Origin of the sequence: Sporosarcina sp. resist (genome assembly GCF_014302295.1) — a bacterium.
GTDB lineage: Bacteria > Bacillota > Bacilli > Bacillales_A > Planococcaceae > Sporosarcina > Sporosarcina psychrophila.
Genome location: NZ_CP060287.1, coordinates 4,702,638 through 4,716,817, shown reverse-complemented (window position 1 = coordinate 4,716,817; position 14,180 = coordinate 4,702,638). Strand labels below are relative to the sequence as shown.

Genomic DNA, 14,180 nt, shown 5'->3' with positions numbered 1-14,180 from the left:
GGTGAGCATATTTGGCTTTTCGGAGAAATAAAATCGCCGTAATTGGTGCGGGTTATACCGGTGCCACAGTAGCTTTAATGCTAGCGCAAAAAGAGTTGGGTGATATTGTATTGCTCGATATCCCTGAACAAGAAAACCCTGTAAAAGGGAAAGCGCTTGATATACTACAAACAGGTCCTATTCAAGGTTTCAATGCAAAAGTAATGGGGACTTCCAATTACGAGCATATTCAAGACGCGGATATGGTCATCATTACTGCAGGTATTGCAAGAAAACCTGGTATGAGTAGAGATGATCTTGTCAATACGAATGCAAAAATTATGCGTGCTGTATCGGAGCAAGTGAAAAAATATGCACCCGAAAGCACTATTTTAATTTTAAGTAATCCTGTAGATGCAATGACATATGTCTGCTATAAAACGACAGGATTTCCTAAAAATAGAGTCATTGGTCAATCCGGTGTGCTTGATACAGCCCGTTTTAATACATTTGTCGCTGAAGAGTTGAATATTTCAGTGGAGGATATTTCTGGGTTTGTTTTAGGGGGGCATGGGGATGATATGGTTCCTCTTGTTAGGTATTCCTACGCAGGTGGGATACCCCTTGAGAAAATCATTCCTCAAGACCGCATGGATCAAATCGTAGAGCGAACGAGAAAAGGCGGCGGCGAAATCGTTTCCCTACTTGGAAACGGAAGTGCATACTATGCGCCAGCTGCTTCACTTGTCGAAATGGCCGAATCGATTATTCGTGATAAGAAAAGGATTTTACCGTCAATTGCTTATCTAGAAGGAGAGTACGGCTATACTGATTTATATTTAGGTGTCCCGGCTGTGATTGGCGGGAACGGTATAGAGAGCATTATTGAGCTTCCGTTAACGATTGAAGAGAAGGCCGCGCTAGACAAGTCGGTTGAATCAGTTCGTTCCGTACTTGAGATATGTGATAAATAAGCAAGGGCATTCCGGTTATTCGGGATGCTTTTTTTGTGTCTTGTAAATTACGATATCGAGATAGGCGGTGATAAAGTGCTTCAAGGCGGTGATAAAACCAGCAATTCAACTAGGCGATGGGAAGGTGCAAGTAATGGGAAGGCGAGCATAGCATGCCACTTGCTGGTCAAAAAAAGATAATAAATTGAATACTCTTTTTATAATAAATTGAATACTCTTTTTAATTATGGTTTCTGTGATCAGAATATGGTACGATTTCCTTAAGCAGACGTCAAAAACTAGCGAGGAGGTTGAGAAAATTCATTAGTAAGCGAAGAAAGGAACCATTGCTACTTGAGGGGTTAAACGCGGCTATCGAGCGTATAGCGCCAGAACAAGGAACAATTCTTCCTCTATTGAAGGCTAGATACGCATCAGTAAAAGCTGGGTTCGGCGGAGAACAGCAACTAGACAGGATATTTGAAAGTTATTCTTTTCCGATGAAACACCTAGTCTTGTACGATTTATCTCTCACATCAAGTACTCATTTTCAAATGGATACATTATTCATCACCCCGTCGTATGCAATAATTTTTGAAGTAAAGAACATGGCTGGAAAACTTAAAGTAATTAATAATCCACCACAATTAATTCGTACACTGGACAACGGGGAAGTGAAGGGTTTCAACAGCCCTATTACCCAAGTGCAGAGTAATTGTGAGCTACTGCGGGACTGGTTTCAAGCACGCGATGTCTATTTACCGATTTACGGTGCAATAGTTTTGGCTTATTCAACACAACGTATTGAACTATTTGACACGGAAATTCCATTCCTATTCCCAAAGGCAGTTCCCACTTACATTCGAAATCTTCCCGCAGATACCCCACTGTTGGACGATGCAAGCTTCAAAAGGCTAGGGCATGAACTTGTTGCCAGCCATCGCGAATTTATTCCACCCCCAATCAGCTTCACCTACCCTGATATTCAGAACAAAATTATAACAGGCGTTGCATGCCCATCATGCGGTCTTTTTGGAATGAAAAAATATATGAAAGGTTGGCATTGTACAGCATGTGATGGGACAAGTCCAGATGCCCATAAAAAAGCAATCCGTGATTGGTTTCTTTTATTCGGAGGGGCGATGAAAAACAAAGACTGCCGGGAATTTTTACACATTGATCGCCAACAAACAGCTAATCGAATTTTAAACAGCATGAATTTACAAACGGAAGGGGCGAATCGAAATCGAAGTTACTCGATGAATCTCAGATTGAAATGTGAAAAGCGCACCTAATTCAAGTGCGCTTTTTCATTTTGAGTTATTTTGTCCATGGCGGTGATAAACTTGTTTGAGTCGGTGATAAAGTGTCCCATGGCGGTGATAAACTTGTTTGAGTCGGTGGTAAAGTGTCCCAAGGCGGTGATAACCCTAACATCAACCGCGAAGCTAGTCACAATTCGTACGCCCATTCCTCTTTCAAGATCAAATATAAGACAAGCAAAGTGTTTTCTAAATCAAGGTGGCTTTTTCCTGCTATTTCTAATCCTAATTTAGGGAATAATAATCCGGCCATTTGTAGGGTAAGTTCAGATCTTTCGTTTGTTGGCAACTGCATAAGACGATTACTATAGGTGTTAATGAGGTTCCAATCTTTCTGGCTGAGTGATTGTAAAGCCCACTCATCAATGGTGAAATCGTCTTTCGTTAGGCCTTTTTCTATGATTTCTTTTTCAATCGGTGAAAGCTTCTTCTTTCGTTTCGCTTTTCTCTCATGGACGACGATTGTCCCTGCCACAAGGTCCCCAATTCTTTTATGTGTTGGATGGAAGTAAATCATTATGATGCCCAGAAAGTAACCTGCCGGTAAATTATCAACAATCCGAAGAAAGTTACGAATAAAACTAGATAAGAGTGTCAGACTATGGCCATTTTCCTGAATGGCTCGAATCCCGACGATTCGCTTTCCAATTGTTCTCCCACCTGAAAAGTATTCGAGAGCGATAAAATACCCTGAGTTAATAATAAAGAGGCCAACGATTGTAAGTCCTAATAGAAGGGAGTCTGTACCTGCATAAGCCAATAGGTCCATCTCGCCAGTAAAAAGGATAATAAGAGAAATAATGATTAACGCATTCACGACGAGTAGAATAAGTTGGTCGATTATAAACCCTGTGGCTCTACTACCAAGACCCGCAAGCTGAAATTGAAGAGATACGAATTCCGGCGTTTTAATTCCTACTTGCTCTTGTTTCACAATGATTTCCTCATTTCTGGTGGAGTTTTCATTTTATTACAAGTTGTTCAAGTTCATCTGCTATACTTGTATTTATATACATTTGTTACTAACTATATATGTTGATATAAAGAATCCCCTCAACAACGCTCGGCTACCCCTATGAGGCGCATACGCTGGAGATTATATAGAATCATTAGTTCAACATAACTAGACAGAGGTATTTTGGAAACTCTTTCAATCAATAAAAAACAAGAAGGTGACTAGATGAATATAAAGCAATTTGTAAAGTTGCATCGTGATGATTGGAATCAGCTTGAAGATCTAGTATCAATCATGCATAAAAGGAAATCCGGTATGACGGGTGCCACGATTGATAAATTTTATCGGTTCTATCAAAAGGCAACCCAGAATCTATCATATTCACAAACGTATTTTCCCGAGGACGAAGTAACACTTTACTTAAATGGACTTGTTTCGAAATCGCATAATCTCTTATATAAAGACCAAATATCGAGTATGAAACAAATTGGGCATTTTTTGAGCACAACATTTATTCGCCTATTTTTAGAACAATGGAAGTTTATCGTTGCTGCAATGCTGTTGTTTACATTAGGTGGGGTAGGAAGCTTTTTCGCGGTTGTCAATGATCCGCAAACGATGCATGGGATCTTACCAGCAGAAATAGCTCAAGGTGTGAATCCTGAACAACTAGGTAGTGCAGATGGTCAGGTTAATTCTTCGGTGATGTCCGCCAGTATCATGACAAATAATATTAATGTGGCGATCTTGGCATTTGCCGGCGGGGTCACATTTGGTTTATTAACAGTCTATGTACTCATTTATAATGGTATTGTAGTGGGGGCCCTCGCTGGCTTGTTCTTTCATTATGGGAAATCATATGAGTTTTGGGCATACATCGTTCCCCATGGAATGATTGAGCTTACAGCTATTTTTATCGCAGGTGGTGCCGGTCTGTTAATGGGCTATAGGCTCTTTGTTCCAGGACAATTTTCCAGAGGCTATCAGTTAAAGAAACAGGCACAACGTTCTGTCCAACTTTTGATAGGGACAATTCCTTTATTTGTAATTGCTGGATTGATCGAAGGTTTCATCACCCCAGCAGCGATTCCCTTGGCAGCGAAGTATAGTGTTGCATGCATAACCGTGTTTGGCTTAGTTCTGTATATAGTGATTGGCAGGGTATTACTAGCAAAAAGACAGCTTATATAAGATTACGATTCATAATATCGATATAATGGGAAACTGCAGCTACTGCAAGTTTGTCCTCGCGGGCCTCAATCATTTGTAGGCCTTGCTTTTCCCATTTTAATTTTTCTTTTTTCTTGATCAAAACTTGCTGCTGGGCAATGCTTTTTTCCATCGCGCTTCGAACGTCTACGGGTACCTCATTGGCTTTCTTCAATATCGCCACATCTTCAATTCCGATCATCAAAAACACATGTCTTTGTCTTAGACGCTGTAAATATACTAGCGCGCTTTCCTCATGAAGAAATGTGCGTACATCACTAAATAAGAGTAGCAAGCTTCGTTTCTTTTGCATCGTTTCCAAATAAGTGAGCACAGCCGCATAATTTGACTCTGCTGTATCGACTTTAAGGTTGTAGACTGCCTGAAGGATTGTCTGTAAATGTGTCATGCCTTTTGCGGGTGGTATAAATACTTTCACTTCTTTTGAAAATGCTACTATAGAGACATAATCTCCTTTTTGTAAAGCCGCCGCGGTCACTGTTAATGCGGCTTCCAGCGCTTTCTCAAGGCGATTGCCTATCGCTAGTTCCGAGCCCATCATTCGCCCGCAATCAATTAAAATGGTTACATACTTTCCATGCTCAGGTTCATATTCATTAGTCATCACTTCTTGAAGCTTTGCAGTTTGCCGCCAGTTGATCATCCGTGGATCATCACCTACAGCATAGTTTCTAATCTGTGCGAAATCTCCTACACCGCGTTGTTGCTTACGAATTTTCGAGCCATCATATAATAAAAAACGCTGAGCGTTCCCTAAATAGTGTTTCGTCTCTGTTAAATCGGGAATCACTTTTACAGAATCGACTAATTCAATCGTCTGTTGCTTTGCCCATAACCCAAAACGACTTGTATAACGAAAGTACAGCCGCTCAATGTCGTACTTACCTCTAACGGGTGCATTTGTTTCGTATGTAACAATACTTGCGGATACCCTCGGAGCCTCCCCACGGAGCGGAAAAGGTCGCTCAAATGACTGGGGAATATCATCCACTAGGAAAAAGCGAAGATCAAATTCGGAAGTATTACTTACTTCAATCTCTACTGTATAGCTGAGATTACGCTCTAGTTCTTTAGTGATTGTACGCCGAAAGCTCAGTTGACTTTTCTTAGGTGAATAAATTAAATCCAGTAAACTTACTAAAATAACACCGACGTTCAAGGTAATGATCAAGGACCAAGTAATATCGAGTAGGCTTCCAAGTAAAATGACAAGCAACGAAAAGATTAGGTAAGCACTGAGTAATCGTTTCGTCGGTAAAATTCCTCTACCTTGGAACAGGAACCGAGCCCACAAGTTCTTCAATGATTTGGTCAACGGCCGCTCCCTCCATTTCTACATGTGGCGCTAATTGAATCCGATGCCTTAATGAAGGTTTCGCTACTATTTTAATATCATCTGGCGTCACATAGTCTCGACCCGCTAAGTAGGCCCATGCTTGGCATGCCTTACCAATCGAAATCGCTGCTCTTGTACTCGCACCAAAGCGGATTGAATCTGTTTCCCGGGTCTTTCTGACAATCTGCATAATGTAATCTAGCACGCCATCCTCAATCGTCACACGCTGAATTTCTTCTCTAATTGTCAAGAAAGCCTCCATATCTAGTACGGGAGTAACCAGGCTTGTATCAAAAGTTTTTTCAATCACTTGTTTAAGTACATTTTTTTCTTCTGCAAATGAAGGGAAATCAATTTTTAACTTAAATAGGAAACGATCTTGCTGAGCTTCAGGCAAGGGATACGTTCCTTCGAATTCAATCGGGTTTTGTGTCGCCACAACAAAAAACACATCTGGTAATGGATACGTGTTTCCTTGAATGGTAACTTGTTGTTCTTCCATCGCTTCTAAAAGTGCTGCTTGCGTTTTTGCTGGCGTTCGGTTAATTTCATCTGCCAAAAGGATGTTGGTAAATACAGGTCCTTTAAGCGTTTCAAACGTGCCTTCTTTCATGTTGTAGATCATACTTCCGGTAATATCACTTGGAAGTAAGTCTGGTGTAAACTGGATTCGGCGAAAACTTCCGCCAAGAAGTTCTGCGAGCGATCTAACCATCTGTGTTTTTCCAGTACCCGGAACTCCTTCGAGTAGAACATGTCCTCCTGATAAAATTGCAGATAATAGGAGCTTGAGGTTAGTGCTTTGACCTAAAATACGTTCTTCATATTTTTCTAATAAGGTTAAAACTTGTGCTCTCATCCTTTTTCAACCTCTTTCCTGATCTTCTCTAGTCTTTTAGACCATAACAAGTATTCCTGCTTGCTCACTGTGCTCTTTTCTAACATATCTGCCAAACCACTTAATAGGGAGTGAATCTCTCCTTTTTCCAAATGTGGCCACTTTCGTTCGAATTGTGCGGTGAGATCCTTCCATTCCTGATGATAAGGAATTCTCCAATGTTCTTGTAGCAAAGTCATGACATAATTAGCTTGAATAACTAACGAATCATGATAACGATGCCCTCTAATATACCAGGCAGCTAAAGCTTTTATCCCTTCATCACTGAAGCGAACTGTTTCTTGTCTTGAAATGAAAATAGGTCCGAATCGCTTTCCATGGTGCCACAGCCAAAGAATTGTCAAAAGGGCACCTTGAATCATTAATAACAAAAACCAGCGTGGATAGATGTTCAAAATGGTTGTGGCATTTTTCACATCATGGATGTATTCATCAAATAAAATGACTTTGCTATCCACGTCTTTTAGAAGTGCTAAAATGAGTGCAAGATGATCATCCGTTACTATTTCTCCGTTCATAATCCATTTCGGTGAATTCGTTACAATCAATTGACCCTCACCAACTACTCGCTTTAATGCAATTGTGCCTGCATCATCAGATAGTAAGATTTCATCTTGAGCATTTTCTAGAAGCCTCACTTGGCTAGTCACGTCAGTTTTAGTACGATAACTAGCGCCTGCTGGGTCAAACACATTTACTGCGTCAGTTTCCACGACTTCTGTTTCTAGTCCAAACATCCCTTTCGGATTTTCTTTGAATAACAGGATTGTATTTCCTGCTTCCATAAAGCGGTTGTAGCTGTCCAGTTCTGCACTGTTCGGTGTAAAGTATGGTTCGATCATAATGAGTAGTTGATTTGCTGGCTTGTTTGGTAATTGGCTTGGAGAATCGGACCATCTTTTGACAACATCCTGATGATTCAGTGCGTATGTATAAAATGCCTTCACACCTGTAGGAGAAGGAGAATCAGAAGCATACATTGGATACTCTTTTAGTTGTCCTTGGATTAAGATATACCGTGAAAACAGTAGCACAGTCAAAAGAATTACTAGCCATACCCATATTTTTTTATTCGCTATTGGGTTCTGCAATCTATCTTCCTTCCTCCTTTCTCCTGAACACTTTGCTTATTCATCCGCTTCACTTAGGTATTTCATTACTTCCTTCTGAAATTGAACGTAGTCCTCTTTTTGTACTTCTCGCTCTCCATATGTGGCTTCATCGAAAAAATAGGCGAGATGTTGAAATTGATCGGCTGATTGTTGATTTACTTTCTTTAATTCTTCATAATACTCCCAGTTAGTTTTCCAAATCCTTGCTTCTAACCATTCTTTTTCATGGAAATACAGGAGCAATGCTATAAATAGATGACGAGTAGCGGAAGAGAACTTTTCCAAGTCCTCCTGTTTCATTGCTTCAGTTACATGCATTTGATATGACCAATCAATTTCCTGCGTTGATTGCAGGGGAGGTGTCTCACGGAACTTCCTTTTTCGACTACGATTACGTATAACAAAAAATAGTACGGTTACCATTAATAGAAGCGTAATGACAATAATAATCGTCAAAATCGGTCCAGCTAACATACTCGTTGTTTTTAATGCAGGAAACAACTGGTCTAATTGATCTGCAATCCAGTTTTTAGCTTTTTCCAACCAAATCGAAAATATAGTACTGGACTGATCACTATAATTCGTATACTCAGTTTCGTTTAAAATCTTTTCGAGTTCATCTCTTGCGTCATCTACATTATCCATAGATTATCACCTTTAATTGTTTCATTATTGAACCACGTTATAATCATCAATCATTTCTTTTAAATCGTCTGCATCATGCCTGACTTTTAAATCTAGGTACATGACTGCATAACCAACAGAGAAAATCATTGTCGTAAATATAGTCGCTAGGGATACAATCAGTGAAAGGAGTACACTATTTCCTAAAAATAGACCGAAAGCCAATTCAATTACGGTACTAATAACACCGATAATTAAAGAAAAGATAATATAGAGGCCGATTAAAAACCAACCGCGCTTACGAGTTAGCCTCCAACTTCTTGTGAAACCCGGAGAACCTTCACCGAGTACAGCAGATCCAAGATAAAAGCTCCAACGAGTTAACAGGTAGCCACTACCGATAGCAAGTGCTATGAATAGGATAATCCCTACAACTATTCCAACAGTTGAAGAAGTGGCAAGGGAGCTTATTAGTAAAAACACTAAAATAAACACTGGAATAAGGATCAAGCCAATTGTTATTAAAGAAAATAAGATGGTACTACCAATAATAGGACCGTATCGTGAAAAAGCTTGTTTAATGACTGAACCAATGGTGTATGTTTCATTTTTTCTTATCCGATTAACGACTAATAAAATGGCTGCTGTAGCGACTGGAAATAAGAAGAAACTAGTAATTCCTACAAGAGCAGTTCCGAGATCGGCTCCTAGACCCGTGGATTCCGCCCCCTCGAAGCTTGAAATTATCTTTTCATACCAAGCTCCAGTAGCACCCATTTCCCTGAAAAAGCCTACTCCAGAACTGAGACTAATCAATGCTTGAATCAAGTAAATTGGACCCATAAAAATAAGGGAAATAATGAAAAAATCCCGAAACCTGCTTTTGCTCAAACTAAATGTTAGATCAAGGATTTCTCCAAATCCTTTTGGTCTGTTAAGTCTTTCATTCATTTTATTCATCTCCTTAAAATTCTCATATTTACTATTCTAACACTATTTTGATAGTGAGTGTTTTGCGAACCAGAAGAAGTATTCGGAAAAGTCCATGTCATCTAAGCTTTTAGGCAAAAAAAATAAGCACCATGAAGGTACTTATTTTCAACCGTGTGTTCGAACCCACGGCTTATTTTTCTTTTATTAATCCTGACTCAATAAGGAAATTTTCCGCAACTTGTTCGACCATCATACCGTCATTGTCGACTTTCGCATTCATTTTCTGCATTGCTTCTTCATCAATCATTCCTTCAAGCATAATGAGCACCTCTTCAATTTCGGGGTACTCCACTAACGTCTCTTTCCGTACGATTGGAAGTGCATGGTATGGTGGGAAATAGGATTTATCATCCTCTAGTACACGTAAGTCATAATCTTGTAGCTGACCGTCTGTCGTATATGAGTTGATAACATCCACTTCTTTCGCGCCAATGGAACGGTACATGATACCATGGTCCATGCCTTTGACGTCTTTGAATTTCAGTCCGTATTCTTCTTGAAAGCCTGGTAAACCATCCGGGCGGTCGATGAATTCGAAGACTGCACCTAGTATGAAGTCCTCTGAAACTTTAGCGAAGTCACTGAATGTCACAACACCGAGTTCTTCGGCTCTTGATTCATCAAGGGCGAGTGTATACGTATTGTTGAAACCAAACGTATTGAACGCAATCATACCGTCGCCATCAACGAGTCGTTTCGTTGCTTCCAATGTTTCTTCGGCTGTGCCGGGATCTTCATGGTAATAGTTGACGACGATTGTCCCTGTATAGTCAGGAATAACGTCGATAAGGCCGTTTAACATAGCGTTCCAAACAACGTTGGAGCCGCCAAGGTTTTCTTTATAAATGACTTCAATATCTGTTTTATCTTCAATTAATTGCCCCATGACATGTGACAAAATGATACTTTCTGTATTGTTCCGTGAACCGAGTGTTAGTGACTCTTTTTCGATGAAAATACAGCCCGACAGCATACTCACAATGAGCACTGTCGAGAATAGAACTAGGAATTTCTTTTTCATAGTTACTTCAATCCTTTCGGCGTTGTCCAGCGTTCAATCCCACTAAAGAGTGTTTCTAGGATAATCGCAAGGATTGCTGCCGGGATTGCCCCAAGTAAAATCAAACCATCAATTCCACGAGTAATACCTAGGAAGATGAAATCACCGAGTCCACCTGCTCCGATGAAAGCGGCAAGTGTTGCTGTTCCGACGTTAATGACTGCTGCTGTACGGATACCAGCCATGATAACGGGGATCGCAAGTGGTAGTTCCACTTTTAACAAGACTTGCATGCTTGTCATACCCATCCCTTTTGCAGCCTCGGTTGTTGCTTTGTCGACATCTTTAATACCAGTGTACGTGTTTCGGATAATCGGCAATAAGGAATAGAGGAATAGGGCAGCGATTGCTGTTTTTACGCCGATTCCGAAAATCGGGATCATGAAACCGAGCAATGCAAGACTTGGAATTGTCTGCATAACGCCCGCACCGCCAAGTACGATTGTCGTGAGCTTCGGAACGCGTGTAATAAGAATACCAAGTGTAATACCGAGGACAATGGCAATAAGCATCGAGAAGAAAACAAGTTGAATATGGACTGATGTCGCCTCAAGTACTTCTTTCCATCGCATTTGAGATTGTTCAACAAGTTGTTGCCAAATAGTTAATTTATTCATTGGATATCCCCCGTTTCTGTCCACTGGCTGGACATGGCGGACAACAGCGAACCTCGTGTAACAACGCCTACTAATTTTTGCGTTTTATCGATGACTGGAAGAATGCCGTAAGGTGCTTCATTCATCATGATAATAGCGTCTTTAGCCGTCGAAGTGTCATATAAAAATGGCTCTCGCGAAACCATGATCTCTTCAATTATTTTAATGTCGTCTAATTTTTTAATAAGATCATGTGCGGATACAATTCCAACTAATATATTGTCATCATCGACAACGATAAGATTCGTAATTTTTCGCTGACGGATGAATGAAAGTGCTTTCTCAGGTGACCATTGAGGGAGAGCGGTGTAAACCGATTCTGACATGATGTCGATAACGGGCATGAGTTCAGGGTTTTGGATAATCCGATGTTTCCCTATGAACTCCTCTACAAAGCCGTGGGCTGGTTCGTGAAGTAATTTCTCTGGGGTGTCCAACTGTAGCAGCTTACCATCTTTCATAATGGCGATGCGATCGCCCATTTTTAGCGCTTCATCCATATCATGTGTAACAAAAACAATCGTTTTTTTCAACTTCTTGTGCAAGGAGAGAAATTCATTTTGAAGTTGTTCACGTGTCAGTGGATCGAGTGCACTAAAGGGTTCATCCATCAGAATAACATCAGGATCTGCTGCAAGCGCTCTTGCGATACCGATACGCTGCTGTTGTCCGCCTGAAAGTTCCTTTGGATAGCGAGTTGCATAAATTTCAGGATCAAGACCAACTAATTCAAGAAGTTCGTTAACGCGCGCCTTAATTTCTTTGTCGTTCCAACCTTTTAGCTGGGGTACTATTGCAATGTTTTTTTCAATTGTATAGTGGGGGAAAAGCCCGATTTGCTGAATGACATACCCGATGTTCCGGCGTAGTTCAGAGGCGTTGTAGGAGTTGGTATCCTTACCGTTAATTGTGATTTTACCGCTTGTGTGGGGCTCCATTCTGTTAATCATTTTCATTGTTGTCGACTTTCCGGAACCACTTGGTCCAATGAGGACAAGAAACTCTCCTGTTGGAATATCGAAACTGACAGATTTTACTGCTTGAAATCCACCATCGAACACTTTGCTTACATTTTCAAATTTGAGCATGTGTACCTCCCTGTAGTTTTTCACAACGAATTTATTTCCGAATAGTAGATGAAAAAATCATTCGGAGTTAAAAAAAAGCAGACACTTTGCACTCCAGATAACGTTCGGAGTGATGTCTCACTCCTTTAGTATATCATATTCGGAGCGGGTTTTGAGTTTTTTTTGCATGATATCCCGGAAGTGTCCAAATTGCCTGTCTGTTGTATGTTCCTTTAGAATGGATAATAGAAGGGAAGTGCATCGGCAATGGATATGACAATTTTCGTCGTAGAGGACGATAAAGCAATATTTGATTCACTGAAAGAGCGACTGGGGCAATGGTCTTTTAATGTAACTGGACCGAATGACTTTCATGATGTCATGGTCGATTTTATTAATGAAAAACCGCATCTTGTTATTATGGATATTCAGTTGCCTTCCTATGACGGCTTTCATTGGTGCCGCGAAATTCGTGCAATTTCGAAGGTACCTATTATCTTTCTATCATCGCGGGATCACCCGATGGATATGGTTATGGCGATGAATATGGGAGCGGATGATTATGTTCAGAAACCATTCCATTCAGATGTATTGCTTGCAAAAATTCAGGCACTCTTAAGAAGGACATACGCATACGGTGAAGAAGCGCCGGATGTACTCGAATGGAATGGAGCGATGATTGACATGAAGCGCGGTGTCATCCGTTTAGGTGGCAATGAGGTCGAATTGACGAAAAATGAATTTTTCATATTAGCGGTGCTTGTTCAATCAAATGACGAGATTGTTTCACGGGATGAGTTAATCCGTAAGTTATGGGATGATGAACGTTTTGTTAACGATAATACATTGACGGTGAATGTTACGCGCCTCCGTCAAAAGCTCACGGAACTGGGCCTCGGTGAAGCAATCGTCACGAAAAAAGGACTGGGCTATATGGCGACTACGCTGTAGGAAGGGGCTATTTTTTTGTTTATAAGTTATCTGATGGATATGAAAAGTTGGATTCTCTTTTTTATAGCGGCACTCGGGTTTGCGGATATAGTTATTTGGCTGGACGCTGGAATCGATGCGGCATTTTCATCTGTTTTGTATTTTAACGTTTTACTGCTGAGTGTGTTCTTCACTTTTTTCATATGGCGCTATTTCAAGGAAATGAAGTTTATGAAAGCATTAATCCCGCCCAATGGAATAATTGAAGAAGATTGGCAAGAAGCGCTGCCGGAGCCGTTATCAATACGTGACACAATAACGAATAAGATGTTGCGGCAAGTTGCGGATGATTATACGAAAAGATTGTACGATTTAAAAGCAACTAACGTGATTGAAAGTGATTATACGGCAGCTTGGGTACATGAAGTGAAAGCACCGCTGACTGCCATGAAATTGGTGATTGAAGCCAATCGAAGTGAACCGGCATTGCAGAAAATCGAAACGGAGTGGCTACGTGTTCATTTGCTCATCGACCAGCAGTTATACATTTCCCGTTTGCCTTCTTTGGAATCGGATTATGTTGTCGGGAAAAGCGGCATCCACCAGCTTGTAGCTGCGGAAGTGCGCGAGCTTGCATCGTGGTGCAGGCAAAAAAATATGGCTATCGAATTTGAAGATGAAGCGATTGAAGTTGTAACGGATAGTAAATGGTGTCGGTTCATAATCCGTCAAGTGTTGACGAATGCAGTGAAGTATAGTCCGTCAGGCGGAACAATTTGGATCACAACAAACGTTGTAGAAAGTGGCAATGTGGTTCTAACTATAAGAGACGAAGGACCTGGTATTCCATCGCATGACTTGCCTCGGTTATTCGATAAAGGATTCACTGGCGGTACAGGAAGACTACATAATGCAGCAACAGGTCTAGGACTTTACCTCGCACAAACCGTTGCTATCAAGATTGGCATCACACTTACTGCACAATCCGAAGCGGGGCAAGGAACGACGATGCGACTGACATTCATGACTGAGAATGAATTCGACTCTGTACTAACGTGACGTTTA

Annotated in this window: 14 protein-coding genes; 5 read left to right on the top strand and 9 right to left on the bottom strand. The window is 40.7% G+C overall.

Features of this window, described 5'->3' with window-relative positions; all coding sequences use genetic code 11:
- Positions 1-11: 11 nt before the first annotated feature.
- A complete protein-coding gene (gene mdh / locus H7992_RS22625; protein WP_067213523.1) occupies positions 12-953 on the top strand; it encodes a malate dehydrogenase in 942 nt (313 codons plus the stop codon).
- 290 nt (positions 954-1,243) lie between these two features.
- Positions 1,244-2,227 carry a nuclease-related domain-containing protein gene (locus H7992_RS22620; RefSeq protein ID WP_255428526.1) on the top strand — a complete coding sequence of 328 codons (984 nt, stop codon included), beginning with the start codon at positions 1,244-1,246 and terminating at the stop codon, positions 2,225-2,227.
- 157 nt (positions 2,228-2,384) lie between these two features.
- Here the strand turns inward: H7992_RS22620 and H7992_RS22615 are convergent, their stop codons facing one another.
- Positions 2,385-3,188 (bottom strand): RDD family protein, encoded by an 804-nt coding sequence (locus tag H7992_RS22615; RefSeq protein ID WP_067213522.1) that lies wholly within the window; start codon positions 3,186-3,188, stop codon positions 2,385-2,387.
- A gap of 246 nt (positions 3,189-3,434) precedes the next feature.
- Here H7992_RS22615 and H7992_RS22610 point away from each other — a divergent pair, with 246 nt between their 5' ends.
- The gene (locus H7992_RS22610) at positions 3,435-4,400 is read left to right on the top strand and encodes a stage II sporulation protein M (RefSeq protein WP_187046117.1); all 966 of its coding nucleotides are present in this window, start codon (positions 3,435-3,437) and stop codon (positions 4,398-4,400) included.
- Here the strand turns inward: H7992_RS22610 and H7992_RS22605 are convergent.
- From H7992_RS22605 to H7992_RS22570, 8 genes are all read right to left on the bottom strand, one after another.
- Complete coding sequence (locus H7992_RS22605) at positions 4,393-5,754, bottom strand: DUF58 domain-containing protein (protein ID WP_187046116.1); 1,362 nt, start codon at positions 5,752-5,754, stop codon at positions 4,393-4,395. The genes H7992_RS22610 and H7992_RS22605 overlap by 8 nt on opposite strands.
- Positions 5,705-6,634, bottom strand: coding sequence for an AAA family ATPase (locus H7992_RS22600; protein ID WP_187046115.1), 930 nt, complete (start codon positions 6,632-6,634; stop codon positions 5,705-5,707). The genes H7992_RS22605 and H7992_RS22600 overlap by 50 nt, the downstream gene beginning before the upstream one ends.
- Positions 6,631-7,764: a DUF4350 domain-containing protein gene (locus tag H7992_RS22595; protein ID WP_187046114.1), complete on the bottom strand. Its 1,134-nt coding sequence runs from the start codon at positions 7,762-7,764 to the stop codon at positions 6,631-6,633. The genes H7992_RS22600 and H7992_RS22595 overlap by 4 nt, the downstream gene beginning before the upstream one ends.
- A gap of 36 nt (positions 7,765-7,800) precedes the next feature.
- Positions 7,801-8,430: a DUF4129 domain-containing protein gene (locus tag H7992_RS22590; RefSeq protein ID WP_187046113.1), complete on the bottom strand. Its 630-nt coding sequence runs from the start codon at positions 8,428-8,430 to the stop codon at positions 7,801-7,803.
- A gap of 24 nt (positions 8,431-8,454) precedes the next feature.
- A complete protein-coding gene (locus tag H7992_RS22585; RefSeq protein WP_067213511.1) occupies positions 8,455-9,360 on the bottom strand; it encodes a hypothetical protein in 906 nt (301 codons plus the stop codon).
- Between the two features lie 172 nt (positions 9,361-9,532).
- The gene (locus H7992_RS22580) at positions 9,533-10,423 is read right to left on the bottom strand and encodes a glycine betaine ABC transporter substrate-binding protein (RefSeq protein ID WP_187046112.1); all 891 of its coding nucleotides are present in this window, start codon (positions 10,421-10,423) and stop codon (positions 9,533-9,535) included.
- A gap of 2 nt (positions 10,424-10,425) precedes the next feature.
- Complete coding sequence (locus H7992_RS22575; RefSeq protein WP_067213507.1) at positions 10,426-11,079, bottom strand: ABC transporter permease; 654 nt, start codon at positions 11,077-11,079, stop codon at positions 10,426-10,428.
- Complete coding sequence (locus H7992_RS22570; RefSeq protein ID WP_067213506.1) at positions 11,076-12,206, bottom strand: betaine/proline/choline family ABC transporter ATP-binding protein; 1,131 nt, start codon at positions 12,204-12,206, stop codon at positions 11,076-11,078. Before H7992_RS22570 ends, H7992_RS22575 begins: the two co-directional genes overlap by 4 nt.
- A 252-nt stretch (positions 12,207-12,458) precedes the next feature.
- On the opposite strand from H7992_RS22570, the gene H7992_RS22565 reads away from it, so the two are divergent.
- Both H7992_RS22565 and H7992_RS22560 read left to right on the top strand, forming a co-directional pair.
- Positions 12,459-13,136, top strand: a complete 678-nt coding sequence (locus H7992_RS22565) for a response regulator transcription factor (protein WP_067214091.1) — start codon at positions 12,459-12,461, stop codon at positions 13,134-13,136.
- A gap of 15 nt (positions 13,137-13,151) precedes the next feature.
- Positions 13,152-14,174, top strand: a complete 1,023-nt coding sequence (locus H7992_RS22560; protein WP_231885734.1) for a sensor histidine kinase — start codon at positions 13,152-13,154, stop codon at positions 14,172-14,174.
- Positions 14,175-14,180 lie beyond the last annotated feature (6 nt).

Bases quoted from the DNA above. Each gene is read 5' to 3' on its own strand.
- H7992_RS22585 (WP_067213511.1), bottom strand. From the start codon at position 9,360: ATGAATGAAAGACTTAACAGACCAAAAGGATTTGGAGAAATCCTTGAT.
- H7992_RS22580 (WP_187046112.1), bottom strand. From the start codon at position 10,423: ATGAAAAAGAAATTCCTAGTTCTATTCTCGACAGTGCTCATTGTGAGT.
- H7992_RS22590 (WP_187046113.1), bottom strand. From the start codon at position 8,430: ATGGATAATGTAGATGACGCAAGAGATGAACTCGAAAAGATTTTAAAC.
- H7992_RS22575 (WP_067213507.1), bottom strand. From the start codon at position 11,079: ATGAATAAATTAACTATTTGGCAACAACTTGTTGAACAATCTCAAATG.
- H7992_RS22565 (WP_067214091.1), top strand. From the start codon at position 12,459: ATGACAATTTTCGTCGTAGAGGACGATAAAGCAATATTTGATTCACTG.
- H7992_RS22610 (WP_187046117.1), top strand. From the start codon at position 3,435: ATGAATATAAAGCAATTTGTAAAGTTGCATCGTGATGATTGGAATCAG.
- H7992_RS22600 (WP_187046115.1), bottom strand. From the start codon at position 6,634: ATGAGAGCACAAGTTTTAACCTTATTAGAAAAATATGAAGAACGTATT.
- H7992_RS22570 (WP_067213506.1), bottom strand. From the start codon at position 12,206: ATGCTCAAATTTGAAAATGTAAGCAAAGTGTTCGATGGTGGATTTCAA.